Raw genomic sequence first — 16,921 nt, 5'->3', positions numbered from 1 at the left:
CGTCAGCCGGCGGCCACGGGGGTGCCCACGCTCAACGGGTCCTCGAGCAGGTCGGCGAACGCGAGTTCGGCCGCGCCGAGCAACGGCGACTCGGCGCCGAAGTGCGGCTGCACCAGCTCGACGCTGCTGCGCGGTGCCACGAGGGCGTGATGATCCAGCGACGCCTCGATGTCGTCGCGCTGCAGGTCGAGCAGCTGCGACAGCGAGCCGCCCAGGAGCACCCGCTGCGGGTTCAGGGTGTTGACGAGCGTGGCGATGGTGCGCCCGAGCGGGTCGGCGACGTCGTGCAGTGCCTTCAGCGCGGCCCGGTCACCCGACCGCGCGTCGGCGAACAGCTGCGCCACCGCCTCGTCCGTCGGCGGCAGCGGGCGTCCGGCCCGCGCCAGCAGCGCACCGTCGCCGATGAAGGTCTCGGTGCACCCCCGCTTGCCGCAGTGGCAACGCTCGCCGCCGGAGTCGATGACGTTGTGGCCGATCTCGCCGGCGTGACCGTTGATGCCGCGCAACGGCGCCCCGTTGACCACGATGCCGGCGCCGACGCCGATACGGCCGAGCAGGTAGACGATGTCGTCGAAGCCACGGCCCGCGCCGCGCAGGTGCTCGACGTACACCGACAGGTCGGCGTCGTTGCCGATGTGGATGCGCCGTGCGGACGGCAGCGTGTCGGCCAGCTCGGACGCGAGCATCGCGCCCAGCTCGACGTCGTGCCACTCGAGGTTGGGAGCGACCCGGATGTGGCCGGAGTCGCGGTCGACGGTGCCCGGCACGCTGACGCCGAGCGCCATCGGGGGACCGGTGCGGCCGGCGGCGACGGCCACCGCCGTGATGGCCTCGGCGATGACCCGGACCACCTGCTCGGGCGGGTCGTGCTGCGGACCGGTCGGCACCAGGTGCCGTCCGAGCACCTCCCCGCCGAGCCCGACCGCGGCGGTGGCCACGTGCGTGACGTCGATGTCGACGGCCGCCACGTAGGGACCGCCCTCGTGCGGACCGACCACGTGGGACGGCCGCCCGACGCTGGAGCCGCCGGTCGGCACCACCTCGTCGACCCAGCCGAGGTCGAGCAGGTCCGCGACGAGCGCGCCCATCGTCGACCGGCTGACCCGCAGGCGCTGCGTGAGCTCGGCCCGCGTCAGCGCCCCGTCCCGGTGGATGTGCCCCAGAACGAGGGCCAGGTTGTGCCGCCGGATCGCGTCCGGACGCGCCGCTGGTGACGCGACCACGTCGTCGCCTTCCTCGATCGCCCGGTGTCGATCAGGTCGCGGCCGAGCGGCGCCGGGACAGCGCGTCGACCGCGGCGGCGAGCAGCAGCGCTGCGCCGGTCGCACCGAACTGCAGCGAGTTGCTCACCGCGGTGTTCTGGGTGTTGATGAGGTTCGCGGTGCCGTTGTAGATGACCTCGACGACCGCGCCGCCGATGATCGCGTCGATCATGCGTCCCTTGCCGCCGAAGAGGCTCGTGCCGCCGATGACGGCCGCGCCGACCGCGAGCAGCAGCGTGTTGCCGCCGTAGTTCTGCTGGCTGACCGACGACACGTTGGAGCCGATCATGATGCCGCCGACCGCCGCCATGAAGCCGCCGAGGACGAACACCGAGATGCGGATGCGGTCGACGTTGATGCCGGCGCGGCGCGCGGCCTCCTCGTTGCCACCGACGGCGTACAGGTGGCGGCCGTAGCGGGTGCGTCCGAGGATGAAGGTGAACACGACGAACAGCACGACGAGCACGGGGATGACCCACGGGACGCCCTCGACCGCCGGGGGCTTCACGAACTTGATCGTGCCGTTCACGTTGCGCGGCACCGGCTCCTGGTTCACGGCGCGGTTCAGGCCGAGCATGTAGATGACCCCGAAGGTCAGCACCGCGAGCACGAGGATCTTGCCGACCCACACGGCCACCGGCTCGGCGACGAGACCCTGCCGGCGTCGCGAGGCCACGGCCAGCGCCTTGAGCCCGGCGTAGCCGCCGACGATGACGATGCCGAGGACCCAGCCCGCCCAGATGGGCATCTGCTTGTTCGCGAACGCGAGCACCACGTCGTCGGTGATGCCGACGTCGCCGTGCTGGCCGGCACCGGTGTTCAGCACCAGCAGCATCAGACCCTGGAAGCCCAGGAAGCAGGCGAGCGTCACGATGAACGACGGGATGCCGACCTTGGCGCGGATCCAGCCGATGAACAGGCCGATCAGGGCGCCGGCGATCAGCGCGGCCGGGATGGTGACGTACCAGCTGTAGTCGTAGCCGACCATGAGCCGCACCATGATCGCGGCGCAGACACCGGCGGTGTAGCCGGCGGCGAGGTCGATCTCGCCGAGCAGCAGCACGAACACGAGGCCCATGGCGACGAAGATCGTGCCCGCGCCCTCGGTGAACATGTTGCCGAAGTTGAACAGCGTGCTGAAGCTCGGCTGCACGATCGTGAAGAAGATGGCGAGCACGATCAGGCCGGTGAGGGCCGGCAGCGAACCCATGTCGCCGCCGCGCACCCGCTGCACGTAGATGCGGAAGTAGTCACGCGGCCCGCCCTCGACGGGCGCGTTCGTGGCGGCCGCCGCGGCCAGGTCGGCCTCGGAGCTGATCGGCGACGCGGCCGGGGTCTGCTCCGCGGGCTGGTCGTCCTTCTTGATGTCGGTCACGCCGACGCTCCGCTCTTGGTCAGGGTGGGGCCGTCGGAACCCTCGAGCCGGCCCGTGGTGATCAGTTCGACGAGCTGCTGCTGGTTGACGTCGCTGCGACGCACGATCGCCGCGGTCTCGCCGAGGTACAGCACCGCGATGCGGTCGGCGACGCGCAGCACGTCGGACATGTTGTGGGAGATCAGGACGACGGCCAGCCCGCGGTCGGCCAGGCGGCGGACCAGCTGCAGCACCTGCTCGGTCTGCGCGACGCCGAGGGCGGCGGTGGGCTCGTCGAGGATGACGACCTTGGAGTTCCAGAGCACGGCCTTCGCGATGGCGACCGTCTGGCGCTGACCGCCGGACAGGCTCGACACCCGCTGGCGGACGGACTTCACCGTGCGCACCGACAGCGACGCGAGGGTCTCGGCGGCCGCCTGCTCCATGCTCGACTCGTTGAGCACGAGGTTCTTGTGACGTTCGCGGCCGAGGAACATGTTCTGGACGATGTCCAGGTTGTCGGCGAGCGCGAGGTCCTGGTAGACGATCTCGATGCCCAGCGCGCTGGCGTCGCGCGGGCTGTGCACGCTGACCTCGTTGCCGTCGAACAGGTACGTGCCCGAGTCGATGGTGTACGTGCCGCTGATGCACTTGACCAGCGTGGACTTGCCCGCCCCGTTGTCACCGACGAGCGCAGTCACCTCGCCGGGTGTCGCGTTGAAGTAGACCTTCTTGAGGACGTCGACGGGGCCGAAGCTCTTGTCGACGTCACGCAGTTCGAGGATGGGCTGGTCGGCCACGCTGATCCCTTTCAGGGTGAGAAGAACGACCCGGCGGTGGCCGCCGCCGCGATCCGGCCCGCGAGGGGACGGTGCAGACGGCGGCCACCGGTTCGGGAACTGCCTACTTGACGCCGGCCTTGGTGCACAGGGCGGCGTAGCTGCCCGTGCAGACGGTGTTCTTCGGCGTGTACTTGTCGTTGATCGGGTCCGCGACGTTGTCCTTGGTGATGACGGTCGGGGTCGCCAGGATGGCGGGGACCTTCTTCTTCGACTGCGTGTCCTCGATCGTCACGCCCTTGGTGTCGGGCGTCTGGCCGTTGGCCAGCTGCGCGATCGCCTCGATGGCCGGCTGGGCCTCCTTGGTCGACGGCTTGTAGATCGTGAAGCACTGGTTGCCCGCGAGGATCTGCTGCAGACCCGCCGCGGACGCGTCCTGACCACTGACCGCGACCTTGCCGTTGAGGCTCTGACGCTTCAGGTTGGTGATCACGGCGCCGGCCATCGTGTCGTTGGCGACCATGACGGCCTTGATGTTCGGGTTCTTGCTCAGCATCGAGTTGAACACGCGGCTGGCCGTGGGGGCGTCCCACTGACCGGTCTGCTTGGCGACGCGGGTCCAGCCCTGCTGCTTGCTCAGGACACTGTCGTAGCCCTGGGCGAACAGCGTGGCGTTGTTGTCGGTCGGGGCGCCGTCGATGTCGACGTACTGGACCGACTTCAGGTCCTTGACCTGCGGGCACTCGGTGAGCGCCTTGCCCTGGGCCTCGCCGACCTTGACGTTGTCGAACGAGATGTACAGCGACGCGGTGCCGCCGAGGGTCAGGCGGTCGTAGTCGACGGTGATGACGCCCGCCGAGGTGGCCTGCTTCTGGATCGCGGCACCCGACGCGGAGTCGAGGTTGACGATCATGAGGACCTTGACGCCGTCCGAGATCATCTGCTGCGCGATGGTCTTCATCTTCGACGCCGAGCCGTCGGCGTTCTTGATGTTGCAGTCGAGGTTGTAGGTCTTGCAGTTCGCCTCGAGCGCGGTCGGGTCCGCGGTGATCCACCGCGGCGAGGACGTCGTGTCGGGCAGGATGATGCCGACCTTCTTGCCCTGGCCGTCGATCTTGCCGCCGGTGTTACCGCCGCTGGTGCCGCCGGAGGGAGCCTGGCTGGCCGCCCCCGTGTTGGCCGGAGGGTTGCTGCTGCCGCCGCCGTCGCCGCCGTCCGAGCCGCACGCGCTCAGGACGGTGGCGGCTGCGATGCCGAGTACCGCAAGTGACACAGAGGTCTTGCGCATCTACGAATCCACGCCTCTCGAGTTCGGGCCTCCCGAATCCGCCCCGTCCGCCGGCGGAGGATTTGTTCGACCACTGAATGTTGTGCGCGCGAACATATATCAGGGTGGCCCCTATCACGGCAGATAGTGACCAGCCTGTTACCTACCGAGAAAAGTTCGGTTACGGAATCGGCCCGAGCTGCCACACACCGGACAGAACGCTCGCGCGCTCGGCTTCACATCACCTTTAACCGGCGCCGCCCCGGACCGTGACGGTCCGGGGCGGCGGGTGGTGCCTGCGGCTATCGGCTCAGAGCAGCGAGCGCAGCACGTACTGCATGATGCCGCCGTGCCGGTAGTAGTCGGCCTCGCCGGGGGTGTCGATGCGCACGCGCGCGTCGAACTCGACGTCGCCCGCCGTCACGTGGACGGTGTGCGGGATCGAGCCGTCGTTGAGTGCGGTGACCCCGGTGATCGAGAACGTCTCCTCGCCGGTGAGGCCCAGCGACTCGGCGCTCTGCCCGTCCGGGAACTGCAGCGGCAGCACGCCCATGCCGATGAGGTTCGAGCGGTGGATGCGCTCGTAGCTCTCGGCGATGACGGCGCGGACGCCGAGCAGGGCCGTCCCCTTCGCCGCCCAGTCACGTGAGGAGCCCGAGCCGTACTCCTTGCCCGCGAGGATGACGAGCGGCGTGCCGGCCTCGGCGTAGTTGACCGAGGCGTCGTAGATCGTCGTGACCTCGCCGCCGGAGGTGAAGTCGCGGGTGAAGCCGCCCTCGGTGCCGGGTGCCAGCTGGTTGCGCAGCCGGATGTTCGCGAACGTGCCGCGGATCATGACCTCGTGGTTGCCGCGGCGCGAGCCGTAGGAGTTGAAGTCGCGACGCTCGACGCCGTGCTCGGCGAGGTACTTGCCGGCGGGGGAGTCGGCCTTGATCGCGCCGGCCGGGGAGATGTGGTCGGTGGTGACCGAGTCGCCGAGGCGGGCGAGGACGCGGGCGCCCTCGATGTCGGTGACGTCGGACGGCTCGGTCGCCATGCCCTCGAAGTACGGGGGCTTGCGGACGTAGGTCGACTCGGTGTCCCACTCGAAGGTGGCGCCCTCGGGCGTGGGCAGGTTCTGCCACTTCTCGTCACCGGCGAAGACCTCGCCGTAGTTGCGGGTGTACATCTCGGACGCGATCGCGTCGTTGACGACCTCCTGGACCTCGGCGGGCGAGGGCCAGATGTCGGTGAGGAACACGTCGTTGCCGTCGGTGTCCTGACCGAGCGGTTCGGTCGTGATGTCGATGTCCATCGACCCGGCGATGGCGTAGGCGACGACGAGCGGCGGCGACGCGAGGTAGTTCATCTTCACGTCGGGGTTGATGCGCCCCTCGAAGTTGCGGTTGCCCGACAGCACCGAGACGACGGCGAGGTCGCTGTCGTTGACCGCCTGCGAGATCTCCTCCGGCAGCGGGCCGGAGTTGCCGATGCACGTGGTGCAGCCGTAGCCGACGAGGTTGAAGCCGAGCTTGTCGAGGTACGGGGTGAGGCCGGCGCGGTCGTAGTAGTCGGTGACCACCTTCGAGCCCGGCGCCAGCGTGGTCTTGACCCACGGCTTGCGGGTCAGGCCCTTCTCGACGGCCTTCTTCGCCAGCAGCGCGGCGCCGATCATGACCGACGGGTTGGACGTGTTCGTGCACGACGTGATCGCCGCGATCGCGACGGCGCCGTGGTCGAGCTCGCACTCGCCGCCGTCGGACAGGCTGACCGGGGTCGGCTTGGACGGACGTCCCTCGGCGTTGCCGACCGCGGACGTCCGCGCCGGCGCCGACTCGTGACCGCTGGGGCTGGACGGGTCGGAGGCCGGGAACGACTCGGCGCTGGCCTCGTCGACGGCGTCCTGCACGGAGTCGCCGTCGACGTAGGACGCGAGCGCCTCGCGGAACATCGGCTTGGCCGACTTCAGCGGCACGCGGTCCTGCGGGCGCTTCGGCCCGGCGAGCGACGGCTCGACGGTCGACAGGTCGAGCTCGAGGTGCTCGGAGAAGCTGGGCTCGACCGAAGCGTCGTGCCAGAGGTTGTTCTCCTTGGCGTACCGCTCGACGAGCTCGATCTGCTCGTCCTTGCGCCCGGTGAAGCGCAGGTACTTCAGCGTCTCGTCGTCGATCGGGAACATGGCCGCCGTCGAGCCGTACTCGGGGCTCATGTTGCCGATGGTGGCGCGGTTGGCCAGCGGCACCGCGGCGACGCCCGGGCCGTAGAACTCGACGAACTTGCCGACGACGCCGTGCTTGCGCAGCATCTCTGTGATCGTGAGGACGAGGTCGGTGGCGGTGGAACCGTCCGGCAGCTCGCCGTTGAGCTTGAAGCCGACGACGCGGGGGATCAGCATGCTGACCGGCTGGCCGAGCATCGCGGCCTCGGCCTCGATGCCGCCGACGCCCCAGCCGAGCACGCCGAGGCCGTTGACCATCGTGGTGTGCGAGTCGGTGCCGACGAGGGTGTCGGGGTAGGCCAGGCCGCCCCGCTCGAAGATCACGCGGGCGAGGTACTCGATGTTGACCTGGTGGACGATGCCGGTGCCCGGCGGCACCACCTTGAACTCGTTGAACGCGCCCTGGCCCCAGCGCAGGAACTGGTAGCGCTCGATGTTGCGTTCGTACTCGAGCTCGACGTTCTTCTCGAACGCGTCCGGCGTGCCGAACAGATCGGCGATGACGCTGTGGTCGATGACCAGCTCGGCCGGCGCGAGCGGGTTGATCTTGGTGGCGTCGCCACCCAGCTCGACGACCGCCTCGCGCATGGTGGCGAGGTCGACGACCGCGGGAACGCCGGTGAAGTCCTGCATCACGACGCGGGCCGGGGTGAACTGGATCTCGGTGTCGGGCTCGGCGGACGGGTCCCAGGCGGCGATCGCGGAGATCTGCTCGGCGGTGACGTTCTTGCCGTCCTCGGTGCGCAGCAGGTTCTCGAGCAGCACCTTCAGGCTGTAGGGCAGCTTCTCCCAGCCGTCGACGGCGTCGAGCCTGAAGTAGTCGAGCGAGCGGTCGCCGACACTCAGCGACGCTCGCGATCCGAAGCTGTTCTTGCTCTCTGCGGGCACGGGCTGCTCCTCTGCGCTGGGGGCGATGGGTTCGTTCCGGAGATCTCTTGACGTCAAGATACCACCGTCCGTCCGCCGTCAGGATCGGACGAAGGGTGGGTTGCGGCTGCCGGTCCTGCCAGTGACCGGACGGTAAAGTCCGCGTCCGTGACGAGCGAGCGGGCGCTGCCCTGGCGGCGGGTCCGCATCGCGGCGTACCTGCTGTACGCGGCCGCGCTCCTCGTGCTCGTCATCGTCGACGGCGTACCCACCGGCAGGGTGCTCATCGCGGCGATCATCGTCGTCGGTCTGCTGCTCACCCGCATCGGACTCGGGTGGCGGGCCGCCGGACGGGTGGTGCTCGACTGGCTGCCGTTCTCGGCCGTCCTCATGCTCTACGACCGCACCCGGGCCGCGGCCGACGCCATCGGGCTGCCGGTGCACGTCGGCGACGTGCTCGACGTCGAGAAGACCCTGTTCGGCGGGGGGAGCACGATTCCCACCGTCTGGCTGCAGCAGCACCTGTACGACCCGGGGACGGTGCACTGGTACGACGTGGCGTGCACGCTGATCTACACGTCGCACTTCCTGATGACGCCCGTGCTCGCCGCGGTGCTGTGGCTGCGCAGCCGTCCGCTGTGGCTGTCGTACATCGTGCGGGTGGTCGCCCTGTCGGCCGCAGGGCTCGTGACGTACGTGCTCTTCCCGCAGGCGCCGCCCTGGTACGCCTACGCCGACGGGCTCACCGAGCCGATCGCACGCCTGTCGTCCCGCGGCTGGATCCCGCTGGGGCTCGGGGGAGTGCAGCAGAGCCTCGAGACCGCGCAGAAGGTCAGCGCCAATCCCGTCGCCGCCATGCCGTCGCTGCACACCGCCTTCGCGGTTCTCGCCGCGATCTTCGTCATCTCGCACCTGCGCTCGCGCTGGCGCTGGCTGGCGCTGCTCTATCCCTTCGCGATGGGCTTCACGCTCGTCTACACCGGTGAGCACTACGTCATCGACCTGGTCGCCGGCGCGCTCTACGCCGTGGTCGTGCACCTGCTCGTGTCCCGCTGGGAGGCGCGCCGCGCCCGCCGGCGCGCCGTCGCGGTTCCGGTCGAGGCGGACGGGACCCCCGCCGGCGCACCGTCCGAGCAGCTCTCACCCTCCGCCCGCGCCTGACGCCGGGCGAGGGCGGACGCCCGCCCTCGCTGCGTGGGGCCGATCTTCATGGCCCCGCGGCGCGATGGAGCCGCCCGGCCATGAAGGTCCGCGACCGTTCCGTCCACCTCTGTGACGTCTGGGACCAATGTTTCGCGTGTTACTACTGGCGCTGGTGGGGCGCAACTGGCAATCTGAGGCTGCTGAGTTCTGCACGGGGGGAACCGTCCTGGAACCGCAACGGAGAGAGCTGCTGTGCCGAATCGCAAGTTCAGGCGTGTCGGGGTACTGACCGTCATCGCCGCGCTGACCGCCGAGCTGTTCGTCGGCTCGCAGCTCGCGTCCGCCGCGCCGACCCCGCCGCCGAACCCGACGGACGGCCAGATCAGCAAGGCCAGCGCCCAGAAGGCCGCACTCGCGACCCAGGTCGGCCAGTTGAGCGGCCAGCTCGCCGCCGCGCAGCAGGAACTGGACCGGCTGCAGAACCAGGCCGCCCTGGCCGAGCAGAAGGTGGCCTACGCGATCACCAAGTACCGCGAGGCGGCCGACGCCGAGCAGAAGGCCATCAAGGCGGCCGAGAAGTCGCACGCGGACCTGCTGCGCACGAACAAGGAACGCCAGGACCTGCAGACCAACTTCGCCCGCTACATGCAGGCGGTCTACATGGGCGGTCAGCCCGACGGCCTGACCGGTTCGCTGCTGACGGCCGACGACCCCTCGCAGCTGCTGCAGGCCTCGACGTACGCGCAGTACGAGGTCGAGCGCAAGGCGGGCGTCATCGGTTCGGTCCAGCTCGCCTCGGTCAAGGTGTCGAACGCCGAGGCGCGGGACCGCGCGGCCAAGCAGCGGCGGGCGGCGGCACGCCGCGCGGCGGAGAAGCGCAAGCAGGAGTCGATCGAGGCCCAGCAGGCGGCGGCCCTCGCGGTGCAGAACCAGGCGCAGACGGAATCGGCCCTGCAGGCGACGGTCGACCAGACGCAGCAGACCCTGGACGCCGCGAGCGAGCAACTGGCCACCCTCAACGGCCAGCGCACCAGGTACATCGCCTACCAGAAGGAACAGGCCCGGCTGCGCGAGATCGCGCGCCAGCGCCGGCTCGAACAGCAGCGTCGCGCGGCCGAGGCCGAACGGCAGAAGCGCCTCGCGGCGCAACGCGCGGCCAACGCCGGCCCGTCCTACAACCCGCCCGCGCCGCCGCGCTTCAACCCGCCCGCCCCGAGTTCCGGCGGCTGGACGGCGGCGAAGGGCTATGCGGCCGTCCGCCGCGCCAAGACGACGCTGGGCACGCCGTACGCGTGGGCCGGCGGCGGCGCATGGGGGCCGTCGTACGGGGCCTGCGTGCCCAGCGCGGGCGCGCCGTTCGACTGCAACGTCTACGGCTACGACTGCTCCGGACTGGCCATGTTCGCGTGGGGCAAGGGCTGGGACCACTACGCCGCGACCCAGTACACGCAGGCGGGACGGTTCCACCCGTCCACGTCGCAGTTGTTGCCGGGCGACCTCGTCTTCTACAGCAACGGCGGCATCGCGGGCATCCACCACGTCGCCATCTACGCCGGAGGCGGACAGATCATCGAGGCCCCGTATTCCGGCGGGTACGTGCAGTACAACAGCCTGATGGCCTACTCCGACTACTTCGGCGCCACGCGGCCCCTGACCTGACGATCAGGTGTCGCGCGCGCGGTGCGCAGGTAACCTCGATCCGATGACGTCGTCGCGCCGGGCCGCCCGCCCCTCCGGGGAGTTGCGGGACCGGTTCGGCCGGGTCGCCACCGACCTGCGCATCTCGCTGACCGACCTGTGCTCGCTGCGCTGCACGTACTGCATGCCGGCCGAGGGCCTCGACTGGCTGTCGAAGGCGCAGCGGCTGACCGACGACGAGTTCGTGCGCCTCGCCGACCTGTTCGTGGGGTTGGGCGTGCGGACGATCCGGTTGACCGGTGGCGAGCCGCTCGTGCACCGGACGCTGTCGGACGTCGTCGCCCGGCTGGGCGCGCTCGAACCACGGCCCGAGCTGTCGTTGACCACCAACGGGGTCGACCTGCGCCGCCACGCGCAGCGGCTGGCCGACGCCGGCCTGGCCCGCATCAACGTCTCGCTCGACACCCTCGACCGCGACCGCTTCGCCGCCCTGACCCGCCGCGACCGGCTGCCCGACGTGCTCGACGGCATCGAGGCGGCGGCCGAGGCCGGGTTGCACCCCGTCAAGATCAACGCCGTGCTCGTGCGCGACAGCAACCTGCACGAGGCGCCGGCCCTGCTCGAGTGGGCGCTGCGCCGCGGCTACCGGCTGCGCTTCATCGAGCACATGCCGCTCGACGCCGACCACACCTGGTCGCGCGACGAGATGGTCACGGCGGACGAGATCCTCGACGTTCTCGCGCCGCACTTCACCCTGACGCCGCACGGAGCTCGGGGGAACGCGCCGGCCGAGGAGTTCGACGTCGTCGACGGTCCGGACGCCGCCTCGTGGCCCGTTCCCGGACGGGTCGGCGTCATCGCCTCGGTCACGCGACCGTTCTGCCGCGAGTGCGACAGGCTGCGTCTCACCGCCGACGGCCAGCTGCGCACCTGCCTGTTCGCGCAGGGCGAGACCGACCTGCGCGGCCCGCTGCGCGCCGGCGCGAGCGACGACGACCTGGCCGACATCATCCGGGCCGCGGTCGACGGCAAGCAGGCCGGTCACGGCATCGACAGCCTCGCCTTCGTACAGCCGACGCGCTCGATGTCGGCGATCGGCGGCTGACCCGGGCGCTCGCGCCTGTGGTTTGTCGGCCCTCCGTCCGGCGGTCGTCCACAGGTGCGGGCGGACGGCCGCCGGCGTCCAGCCGATCCGGCCAGGGTCTGCGGCATGACTCTTCTCCACCCGCGCGTGCTGCGCCGGGCCCTGCTGTTGCTCGCCGTCGCAGGCTGCGTGCTCGCCCTGCTGTCCGTGGCGTGGTCTCGGGACGACGCCAGAGCGGCCCGGGCCGGGTTGCGGCCCGGCGCAGGATTCATGCTCCCGGCGGGGGAGTTCGTCGGCGCGTACGTCACGCCCGCCGGCACCCGCGTCTGGTGCCTCAGCCCCGACAAGGCGCTGCCGTCCGGAGTCGTGCTCTCGACGCGGACGTCGTGGCCGGGCACGAGCGCGACCCGGGCGGCGGCCATCGCCTACGCCCTCGCGCGCTGGGGCGCGCCGCGCAACCGCGTCGCCGGCGCGGTGCAGAGCCAGGTGCTGAACACGCTCGCGGGCAACACCCGCGACGTCGCCCGGCGCGCCCGGCTGCTGCCCGCCGCCTACCGGCAGGCGATCGCCCGGCAGGTCGCGGCCCACGTCGCGGCCGCGCGCCGGTTGCACGGTCCTTACCGGGCGCGGGTGTCGTTGCCGTCGGCCGTCACGCCCGGACGCAGCGGCCGCGGCACGGTCACCGTCTCGGCCGCGGACGGAAGGCCGGTCGCCGGCGTGGCGGTCACGCTGAACCACACCGCCAACGCCACCGCGCCCGCACGCGTGAGGACGGACGCCCACGGCCGGGCCCGGTTCACGTACTCGGTCACGGGCACGGGCGAGGTGCGGGTGCGGGCGACCGCCGCCCTGCCCTCGCGCTCGGTACGGGTGAGCAGCCCGCGTCCCGGAGAGCAGCGCATGGTTGCGGTCGCCCCGGCGGTCCGGGCGACGGCGGTGACATCGTTCCGGGCCCGTCCGGGCGGCTTCACGCACCGGTACTCCTGCGACACCGACTGCGACGGACGGCCCGCGACCGTGCTGCGGGCCTGTGCGCCCGCGGCCAGGACGGCGAGCCGGCTCGTCTACCGCGTCGGGCCCAGGTCGGTGGTGGCGTCGTTCCCGGCGGGCGCGCGCCGCACGTGCGTGGAGACCCGGCTCGTCAGCCGCGACGGTGACCGGGTGAGCGCCGCGTGGCAGTGGCGGGTGCACGGACGATGGTCGGCACCTGTGGCGGCCGCGGGCACCTTCGTCGTCGACTGCCCGGCGCCGCCGCCCGTCGCGGTGACCATGACCGCCGGGTGCGTGAACGCCCGCGTCACGCTCGGGCTGGCGCAACCGGGTGCCGGTGGTACCTGGACGCCGTTCCGCAACACGTCGCGGCACGCGATGGTGCTGCTCGTGTCCGGCGACCGCACTGCGCGGGTCGTCGCCGCCCGGGGTGGTGAGGCGATGTGGACCGCGACGGTGCCGTGCGGCGCCGGCCTCGCTCTGACGGCCCGCCCGGCCGTCCAGCGCGCGTCCGGTGGCTGGAACTACGGGCCGTCGATCGCGATCCGCACGCCGTGACGCGACCGGTGGCGCTCGCGCCGTCGCGCGGGCGCTACCGGCGGCGGTCGGACGGGTAGTCGCTGCGCCGCTGGTCGTCCAACTGCCGCGACTCGGCGCGGGCGGTCCCGAAGAGGCCGCGCTTCGAGCGCAGCGCGGGCACGACACCGCTCAGCGCCGGCCCGATGTTGGCCAGGCTCTCGGCGATCCGGCTCAGCACCGACTGTCGTTGCGACATGGCGTCCTCCCTGGCCTCGGCGGGACGGATGGCCGTCCCCGTGTCGGCTCAGTGTGCTCCCTGACGCGTATCACCGCGAGGAGGCGCGGTCGGTTCGATGGACGGGTCAGCGCAGCGGGCCGCGTTCGAGCAGGAAGTCGCGACGGTGCAGGAAGTCGGCGAGGTGGTCGGCGTGGTCGCCGCACGCGAGCCAGTGTTTGACCCGTCCGCCGTGGTGCAGCGACGGGTTGCGCCACGTCAGGTCGATCGTCGCGACCGCCCGACACCCCTTCGCCGAGCAGATCAGCTGCGGTCCGGTTTCCCCGGATTCCGCCCCGGTCGACTCTTGCCCGGCGCCCAGCGACACCCAGGCACGGTACAGCGCAGGTCCCGTACCGTGGGTTTCACCCGCGCCCGCTCGGCGCGATCACCCCGCACCACTCCTGGGAGCAGCCCGTGAGCGAGTCCGACCTCCAGACGCCCGCCGCCGACGCGTCCGCCATCGAGCGGGTCATGTTCGAGGTCAAGCGCGTCATCGTCGGGCAGGAGCGGCTGGTCGAGCGGCTCGTCGTGAGCCTGCTGGCGCAGGGTCACTGCCTGCTCGAGGGCGTCCCCGGCGTCGCGAAGACGCTCGCGGTCGAGACGCTCGCCAAGACGGTCACCGGCTCGTTCGCGCGGTTGCAGTTCACCCCCGACCTGGTGCCCTCCGACATCGTGGGCACCCGCATCTACCGTCCCGGTGCCGAGCAGTTCGACACCGAGCTCGGCCCGATCTTCGCGAACTTCGTGCTCGCCGACGAGATCAACCGGGCGCCGGCGAAGGTGCAGTCGGCGCTGCTCGAGGTCATGGCCGAGCGCCATGTCTCGATCGGCGGCAAGCGCTACGACGTTCCCCGTCCGTTCCTGGTGCTGGCCACGCAGAACCCGATCGAGTCCGAGGGCGTGTACCCGCTGCCCGAGGCGCAGCGCGACCGGTTCCTCATGAAGATCGTCGTCGACTACCCGAGCGCGGCCGAGGAGCGGGAGATCATCTACCGCATGGGCTCGCAACCGCCCACGGCCAGCCCGGTGATCAGCACCGACGACCTGCAGCGGCTGCAGGCCACCACGAGCCGGGTGTTCGTGCACCACGCGATCGTCGACTACGTCGTCCGCCTCGTCCTCGCCACCCGCTCGCCCGAACAGCTCGGCCTCAACGACGTCAAGCAGTGGGTGTCCTACGGCGCCAGCCCGCGTGCGTCGCTCGGCCTGATCGCGGCCTCGCGGGCCATCGCGCTGACCCGTGGCCGCGACTACGTGCTCCCGCAGGACGTCCTCGACATCGCCGTCGACGTGCTCGCGCACCGCATGGTGCTCAGCTACGACGCGATCGCCGACGGCGTCCCGGCGGCGCACGCCGTCCGCCGGGTGCTGCAGGCGGTGCCCTTGCCGCAGGTGTCGCCGCGGCAGCGCTCCGGCCAGCCGAGCATGGCCCCGCCGCCCGGCCAGTCGTTCGGCCCGGCACCCGGCCAGCCGGGGCAGCAGAACCAGCCGGGCCAGCAGAACCAGCAGCCGTTGGTGTACGGCCAGGCGGCGCCGCAGCAGACGCCCCCGTGGGGTGAGCGCTCGGCGTGAGCAGCCCCGCAGACGGCGGGTCGGCCGCGGCGGCGGCGACCCCGCCACAACCGTCCGACCACGGCCCCGAGCTCGACCTGCACGGCGCCGATGCGCTGCTGCGGCGGCTCGAGCTCGCCGTCCGGAACAAGCTCGACGGCCTGCTGCAGGGCAACTACCAGGGTCTGGTCCCGGGTCCCGGCAGCGAGGCGGGGGAGTCACGGCCCTACACGATCGGTGATGACGTACGCCGCATGGACTGGCCGGTCACGGCCCGCACCACGGCACCGCACATCCGGCAGACCGTCGCCGACCGCGAACTCGAGTCGTGGGTGGTCGTCGACCTCTCACCGAGCATGGACTTCGGCACCGGCAACACCGAGAAGCGTGAGCTGGTGCTCGCGGCGATCACCGCGATCACCCAGCTGACGGTGCGCGGCGGCAACCGGGTCGGCGCGATCGTCGGCAACGGCGAGAGCGTGCAGGTCATCCCGGCACTCGGCGGCCGCGCCCACGCCCGGCACCTGGTGCGGCGCATCGCCGCCACCCCGCGCGCCGCCGGCGCCGGCGGCAACGACCTCGCCGGACTGCTCGAGCGGCTGCGCCGCCCCCAGCGGCGGCGCGGACTCGTGGCCGTGGTGTCCGACTTCATGGACAGCACCGCCGAGGCGGCCGTGCCCGGCGCCGAGCCCCGGTGGGAACGCCCCCTGCGGGCGTTGTCGGCGCGCCACCAGCTGCTCGCCGTCGAGGTCGTCGACCCGCGCGAGCTCGCGCTGCCGTCCGCCGGGCTCGTCACCTTCGTCGACACCGAGACCGGAGAACAGCTCGAGGTGCAGACGTCCGACCGCAAGGTTCAGGCCCAGTACGCCCTGGCCGCGCAGCGGCAACGGGAGCAGATCGCCACGGCCCTGCGCCACGCAGGTGCCGCCCGGCTGCAGCTGCGCACCGACCGCGACTGGGTCTCCGACGTCGTCCGTTTCGTGCTCGCCCAGCGCCGGTTCGTCGTCGGCGCCGTGGGGGCGGGGGTCCGCTGATGTTCCTGTCACCCGCCTACCTGCTGCTGCTGATCGTGGTCGCGGCCCTCGCCGCCGTGTACGCGGTGCTGCAGGTGCGCCGCAAGCGCTACGTCGCGCGGTTCAGCAACGTCGCCCTGCTCGGCAGCGTCGCGCCGCGACGTCCCGGCTGGCGGCGGCACCTGACCTTCGCGCTGCTGCTCATCGGCCTGGCCACGCTGTCGGTCGGCGTCGCGAAGCCGTCCAAGGCCGTCAAGGTGCCGCGCGAGAACGCGACGGTCATGCTGGCCATCGACGTCTCGCTGTCGATGAAGGCCACCGACGTGCTGCCGTCGCGCATCGAGACCGCGAAGACCGCCGGCAAGCAGTTCGCCGACCTGCTGCCGCCGCGCATCAACCTCGGCCTGCTCAGCTTCGCCCGCGCCGCGAGCGTCATCGTCGCCCCGACCGTCAACCGCGAGCAGGTGAAGAAGGGCATCGACTCGCTGAAGCTGCAGAACTACACCGCCATCGGCGAGGCGATCTTCGGGTCGCTGCAGGCCATCGACGTCTACACGAAGTCGACCCTGGCGCAGGGTTCGAAGCCCCCGCCGCGGCGCATCGTGCTGCTCTCCGACGGCACGAACACCGTCGGACGCAGCGTCACGTCCGCCATCGCCGCGGCCCGGAAGGACAAGGTGCAGGTGTCGACGATCGCGTTCGGCACCCCGAACGGCACCGTCACCGACCAGGGCCAGACCGTGCTCGTCCCGGCCGACAACACGACCCTCAACCGCATCGCCCGCGAGACCGGCGGGTCGTTCCACACCGCCGCGTCCGAGTCGGAGCTGCGTGACGTCTACTCCGACATCGGCTCGCAGATCGGCTACACGACCGAGAAGCGCGACATCAGCTGGGGCTTCATGCTCACCGGCCTGCTCGTGCTGTTCGCGGCCGGCGGCACGGCGATGCTGTGGTCGGGCCGGCTGGTGTGACCGATC

The 16,921-nt window shown here is 71.3% G+C and carries 14 protein-coding genes; 7 read left to right on the top strand and 7 right to left on the bottom strand.

The features are described 5' to 3' along the window. Nucleotides 1-2: 2 nt before the first annotated feature. The 5 genes from ACYVP9_RS07305 to ACYVP9_RS07285 form a co-directional block, all read right to left on the bottom strand. Complete coding sequence (locus ACYVP9_RS07305; protein ID WP_460604037.1) at nucleotides 3-1,223, bottom strand: ROK family protein; 1,221 nt, start codon at nucleotides 1,221-1,223, stop codon at nucleotides 3-5. A 31-nt stretch (nucleotides 1,224-1,254) separates the two neighbouring features. Continuing rightward, a complete protein-coding gene (locus ACYVP9_RS07300; RefSeq protein WP_460604036.1) occupies nucleotides 1,255-2,637 on the bottom strand; it encodes a sugar ABC transporter permease in 1,383 nt (460 codons plus the stop codon). Then, nucleotides 2,634-3,416, bottom strand: a complete 783-nt coding sequence (locus tag ACYVP9_RS07295; protein ID WP_460604035.1) for a sugar ABC transporter ATP-binding protein — start codon at nucleotides 3,414-3,416, stop codon at nucleotides 2,634-2,636. The genes ACYVP9_RS07300 and ACYVP9_RS07295 overlap by 4 nt, the downstream gene beginning before the upstream one ends. Before the next feature lie 103 nt (nucleotides 3,417-3,519). Beyond that, complete coding sequence (locus ACYVP9_RS07290) at nucleotides 3,520-4,683, bottom strand: sugar ABC transporter substrate-binding protein (protein WP_460604034.1); 1,164 nt, start codon at nucleotides 4,681-4,683, stop codon at nucleotides 3,520-3,522. Nucleotides 4,684-4,972: 289 nt separating this feature from the next. Beyond that, nucleotides 4,973-7,747: an aconitate hydratase gene (locus ACYVP9_RS07285; RefSeq protein ID WP_460604033.1), complete on the bottom strand. Its 2,775-nt coding sequence runs from the start codon at nucleotides 7,745-7,747 to the stop codon at nucleotides 4,973-4,975. A 147-nt stretch (nucleotides 7,748-7,894) separates the two neighbouring features. On the opposite strand from ACYVP9_RS07285, the gene ACYVP9_RS07280 reads away from it, so the two are divergent. From ACYVP9_RS07280 to ACYVP9_RS07265, 4 genes are all read left to right on the top strand, one after another. Further along, nucleotides 7,895-8,887, top strand: coding sequence for a phosphatase PAP2 family protein (locus ACYVP9_RS07280; RefSeq protein WP_460604032.1), 993 nt, complete (start codon nucleotides 7,895-7,897; stop codon nucleotides 8,885-8,887). Between the two features lie 234 nt (nucleotides 8,888-9,121). Beyond that, a complete protein-coding gene (locus tag ACYVP9_RS07275; protein ID WP_460604031.1) occupies nucleotides 9,122-10,528 on the top strand; it encodes a C40 family peptidase in 1,407 nt (468 codons plus the stop codon). Nucleotides 10,529-10,571: 43 nt separating this feature from the next. Next, complete coding sequence (gene moaA, locus ACYVP9_RS07270; protein WP_460604030.1) at nucleotides 10,572-11,612, top strand: GTP 3',8-cyclase MoaA; 1,041 nt, start codon at nucleotides 10,572-10,574, stop codon at nucleotides 11,610-11,612. A gap of 105 nt (nucleotides 11,613-11,717) precedes the next feature. Beyond that, nucleotides 11,718-13,139 carry an Ig-like domain-containing protein gene (locus ACYVP9_RS07265; RefSeq protein ID WP_460604029.1) on the top strand — a complete coding sequence of 474 codons (1,422 nt, stop codon included), beginning with the start codon at nucleotides 11,718-11,720 and terminating at the stop codon, nucleotides 13,137-13,139. A 34-nt stretch (nucleotides 13,140-13,173) separates the two neighbouring features. On the opposite strand, the gene ACYVP9_RS07260 is transcribed toward ACYVP9_RS07265, so the two are convergent. Together ACYVP9_RS07260 and ACYVP9_RS07255 are read right to left on the bottom strand one after the other, a co-directional pair. Next, nucleotides 13,174-13,356, bottom strand: a complete 183-nt coding sequence (locus ACYVP9_RS07260; protein WP_460604028.1) for a hypothetical protein — start codon at nucleotides 13,354-13,356, stop codon at nucleotides 13,174-13,176. A gap of 106 nt (nucleotides 13,357-13,462) precedes the next feature. Further along, nucleotides 13,463-13,702 carry an acetone carboxylase gene (locus ACYVP9_RS07255; protein WP_460604027.1) on the bottom strand — a complete coding sequence of 80 codons (240 nt, stop codon included), beginning with the start codon at nucleotides 13,700-13,702 and terminating at the stop codon, nucleotides 13,463-13,465. A gap of 146 nt (nucleotides 13,703-13,848) precedes the next feature. Between ACYVP9_RS07255 and ACYVP9_RS07250 the strand changes: the two genes are divergently transcribed. Genes ACYVP9_RS07250 through ACYVP9_RS07240 form a run of 3 tightly spaced genes read left to right on the top strand, consistent with a single transcriptional unit; the run spans nucleotide 13,849 to nucleotide 16,915 of the window. Beyond that, a complete protein-coding gene (locus ACYVP9_RS07250; RefSeq protein ID WP_460604317.1) occupies nucleotides 13,849-14,949 on the top strand; it encodes an AAA family ATPase in 1,101 nt (366 codons plus the stop codon). Next, entirely contained in the window at nucleotides 14,946-15,962 is a 1,017-nt protein-coding gene (locus ACYVP9_RS07245; RefSeq protein ID WP_460604026.1) for a DUF58 domain-containing protein, read from the top strand. Before ACYVP9_RS07250 ends, ACYVP9_RS07245 begins: the two co-directional genes overlap by 4 nt. Then, nucleotides 15,962-16,915, top strand: coding sequence for a VWA domain-containing protein (locus ACYVP9_RS07240; protein WP_460604025.1), 954 nt, complete (start codon nucleotides 15,962-15,964; stop codon nucleotides 16,913-16,915). Before ACYVP9_RS07245 ends, ACYVP9_RS07240 begins: the two co-directional genes overlap by 1 nt. Nucleotides 16,916-16,921: the final 6 nt, after the last annotated feature.

The organism is Jatrophihabitans fulvus, assembly GCF_054781375.1.
The sequence above is the reverse complement of the archived record's forward strand: the minus strand, read 5'-3'. Positions and strand labels throughout refer to the sequence as shown.

Excerpts from the sequence above, each read along its gene's own strand:
- ACYVP9_RS07265 (WP_460604029.1), top strand. The coding sequence starts at position 11,718 with ATGACTCTTCTCCACCCGCGCGTGCTGCGCCGGGCCCTGCTGTTGCTC.
- moaA (WP_460604030.1), top strand. The coding sequence starts at position 10,572 with ATGACGTCGTCGCGCCGGGCCGCCCGCCCCTCCGGGGAGTTGCGGGAC.
- ACYVP9_RS07290 (WP_460604034.1), bottom strand. The coding sequence starts at position 4,683 with ATGCGCAAGACCTCTGTGTCACTTGCGGTACTCGGCATCGCAGCCGCC.
- ACYVP9_RS07240 (WP_460604025.1), top strand. The coding sequence starts at position 15,962 with ATGTTCCTGTCACCCGCCTACCTGCTGCTGCTGATCGTGGTCGCGGCC.
- ACYVP9_RS07260 (WP_460604028.1), bottom strand. The coding sequence starts at position 13,356 with ATGTCGCAACGACAGTCGGTGCTGAGCCGGATCGCCGAGAGCCTGGCC.
- ACYVP9_RS07250 (WP_460604317.1), top strand. The coding sequence starts at position 13,849 with ATGTTCGAGGTCAAGCGCGTCATCGTCGGGCAGGAGCGGCTGGTCGAG.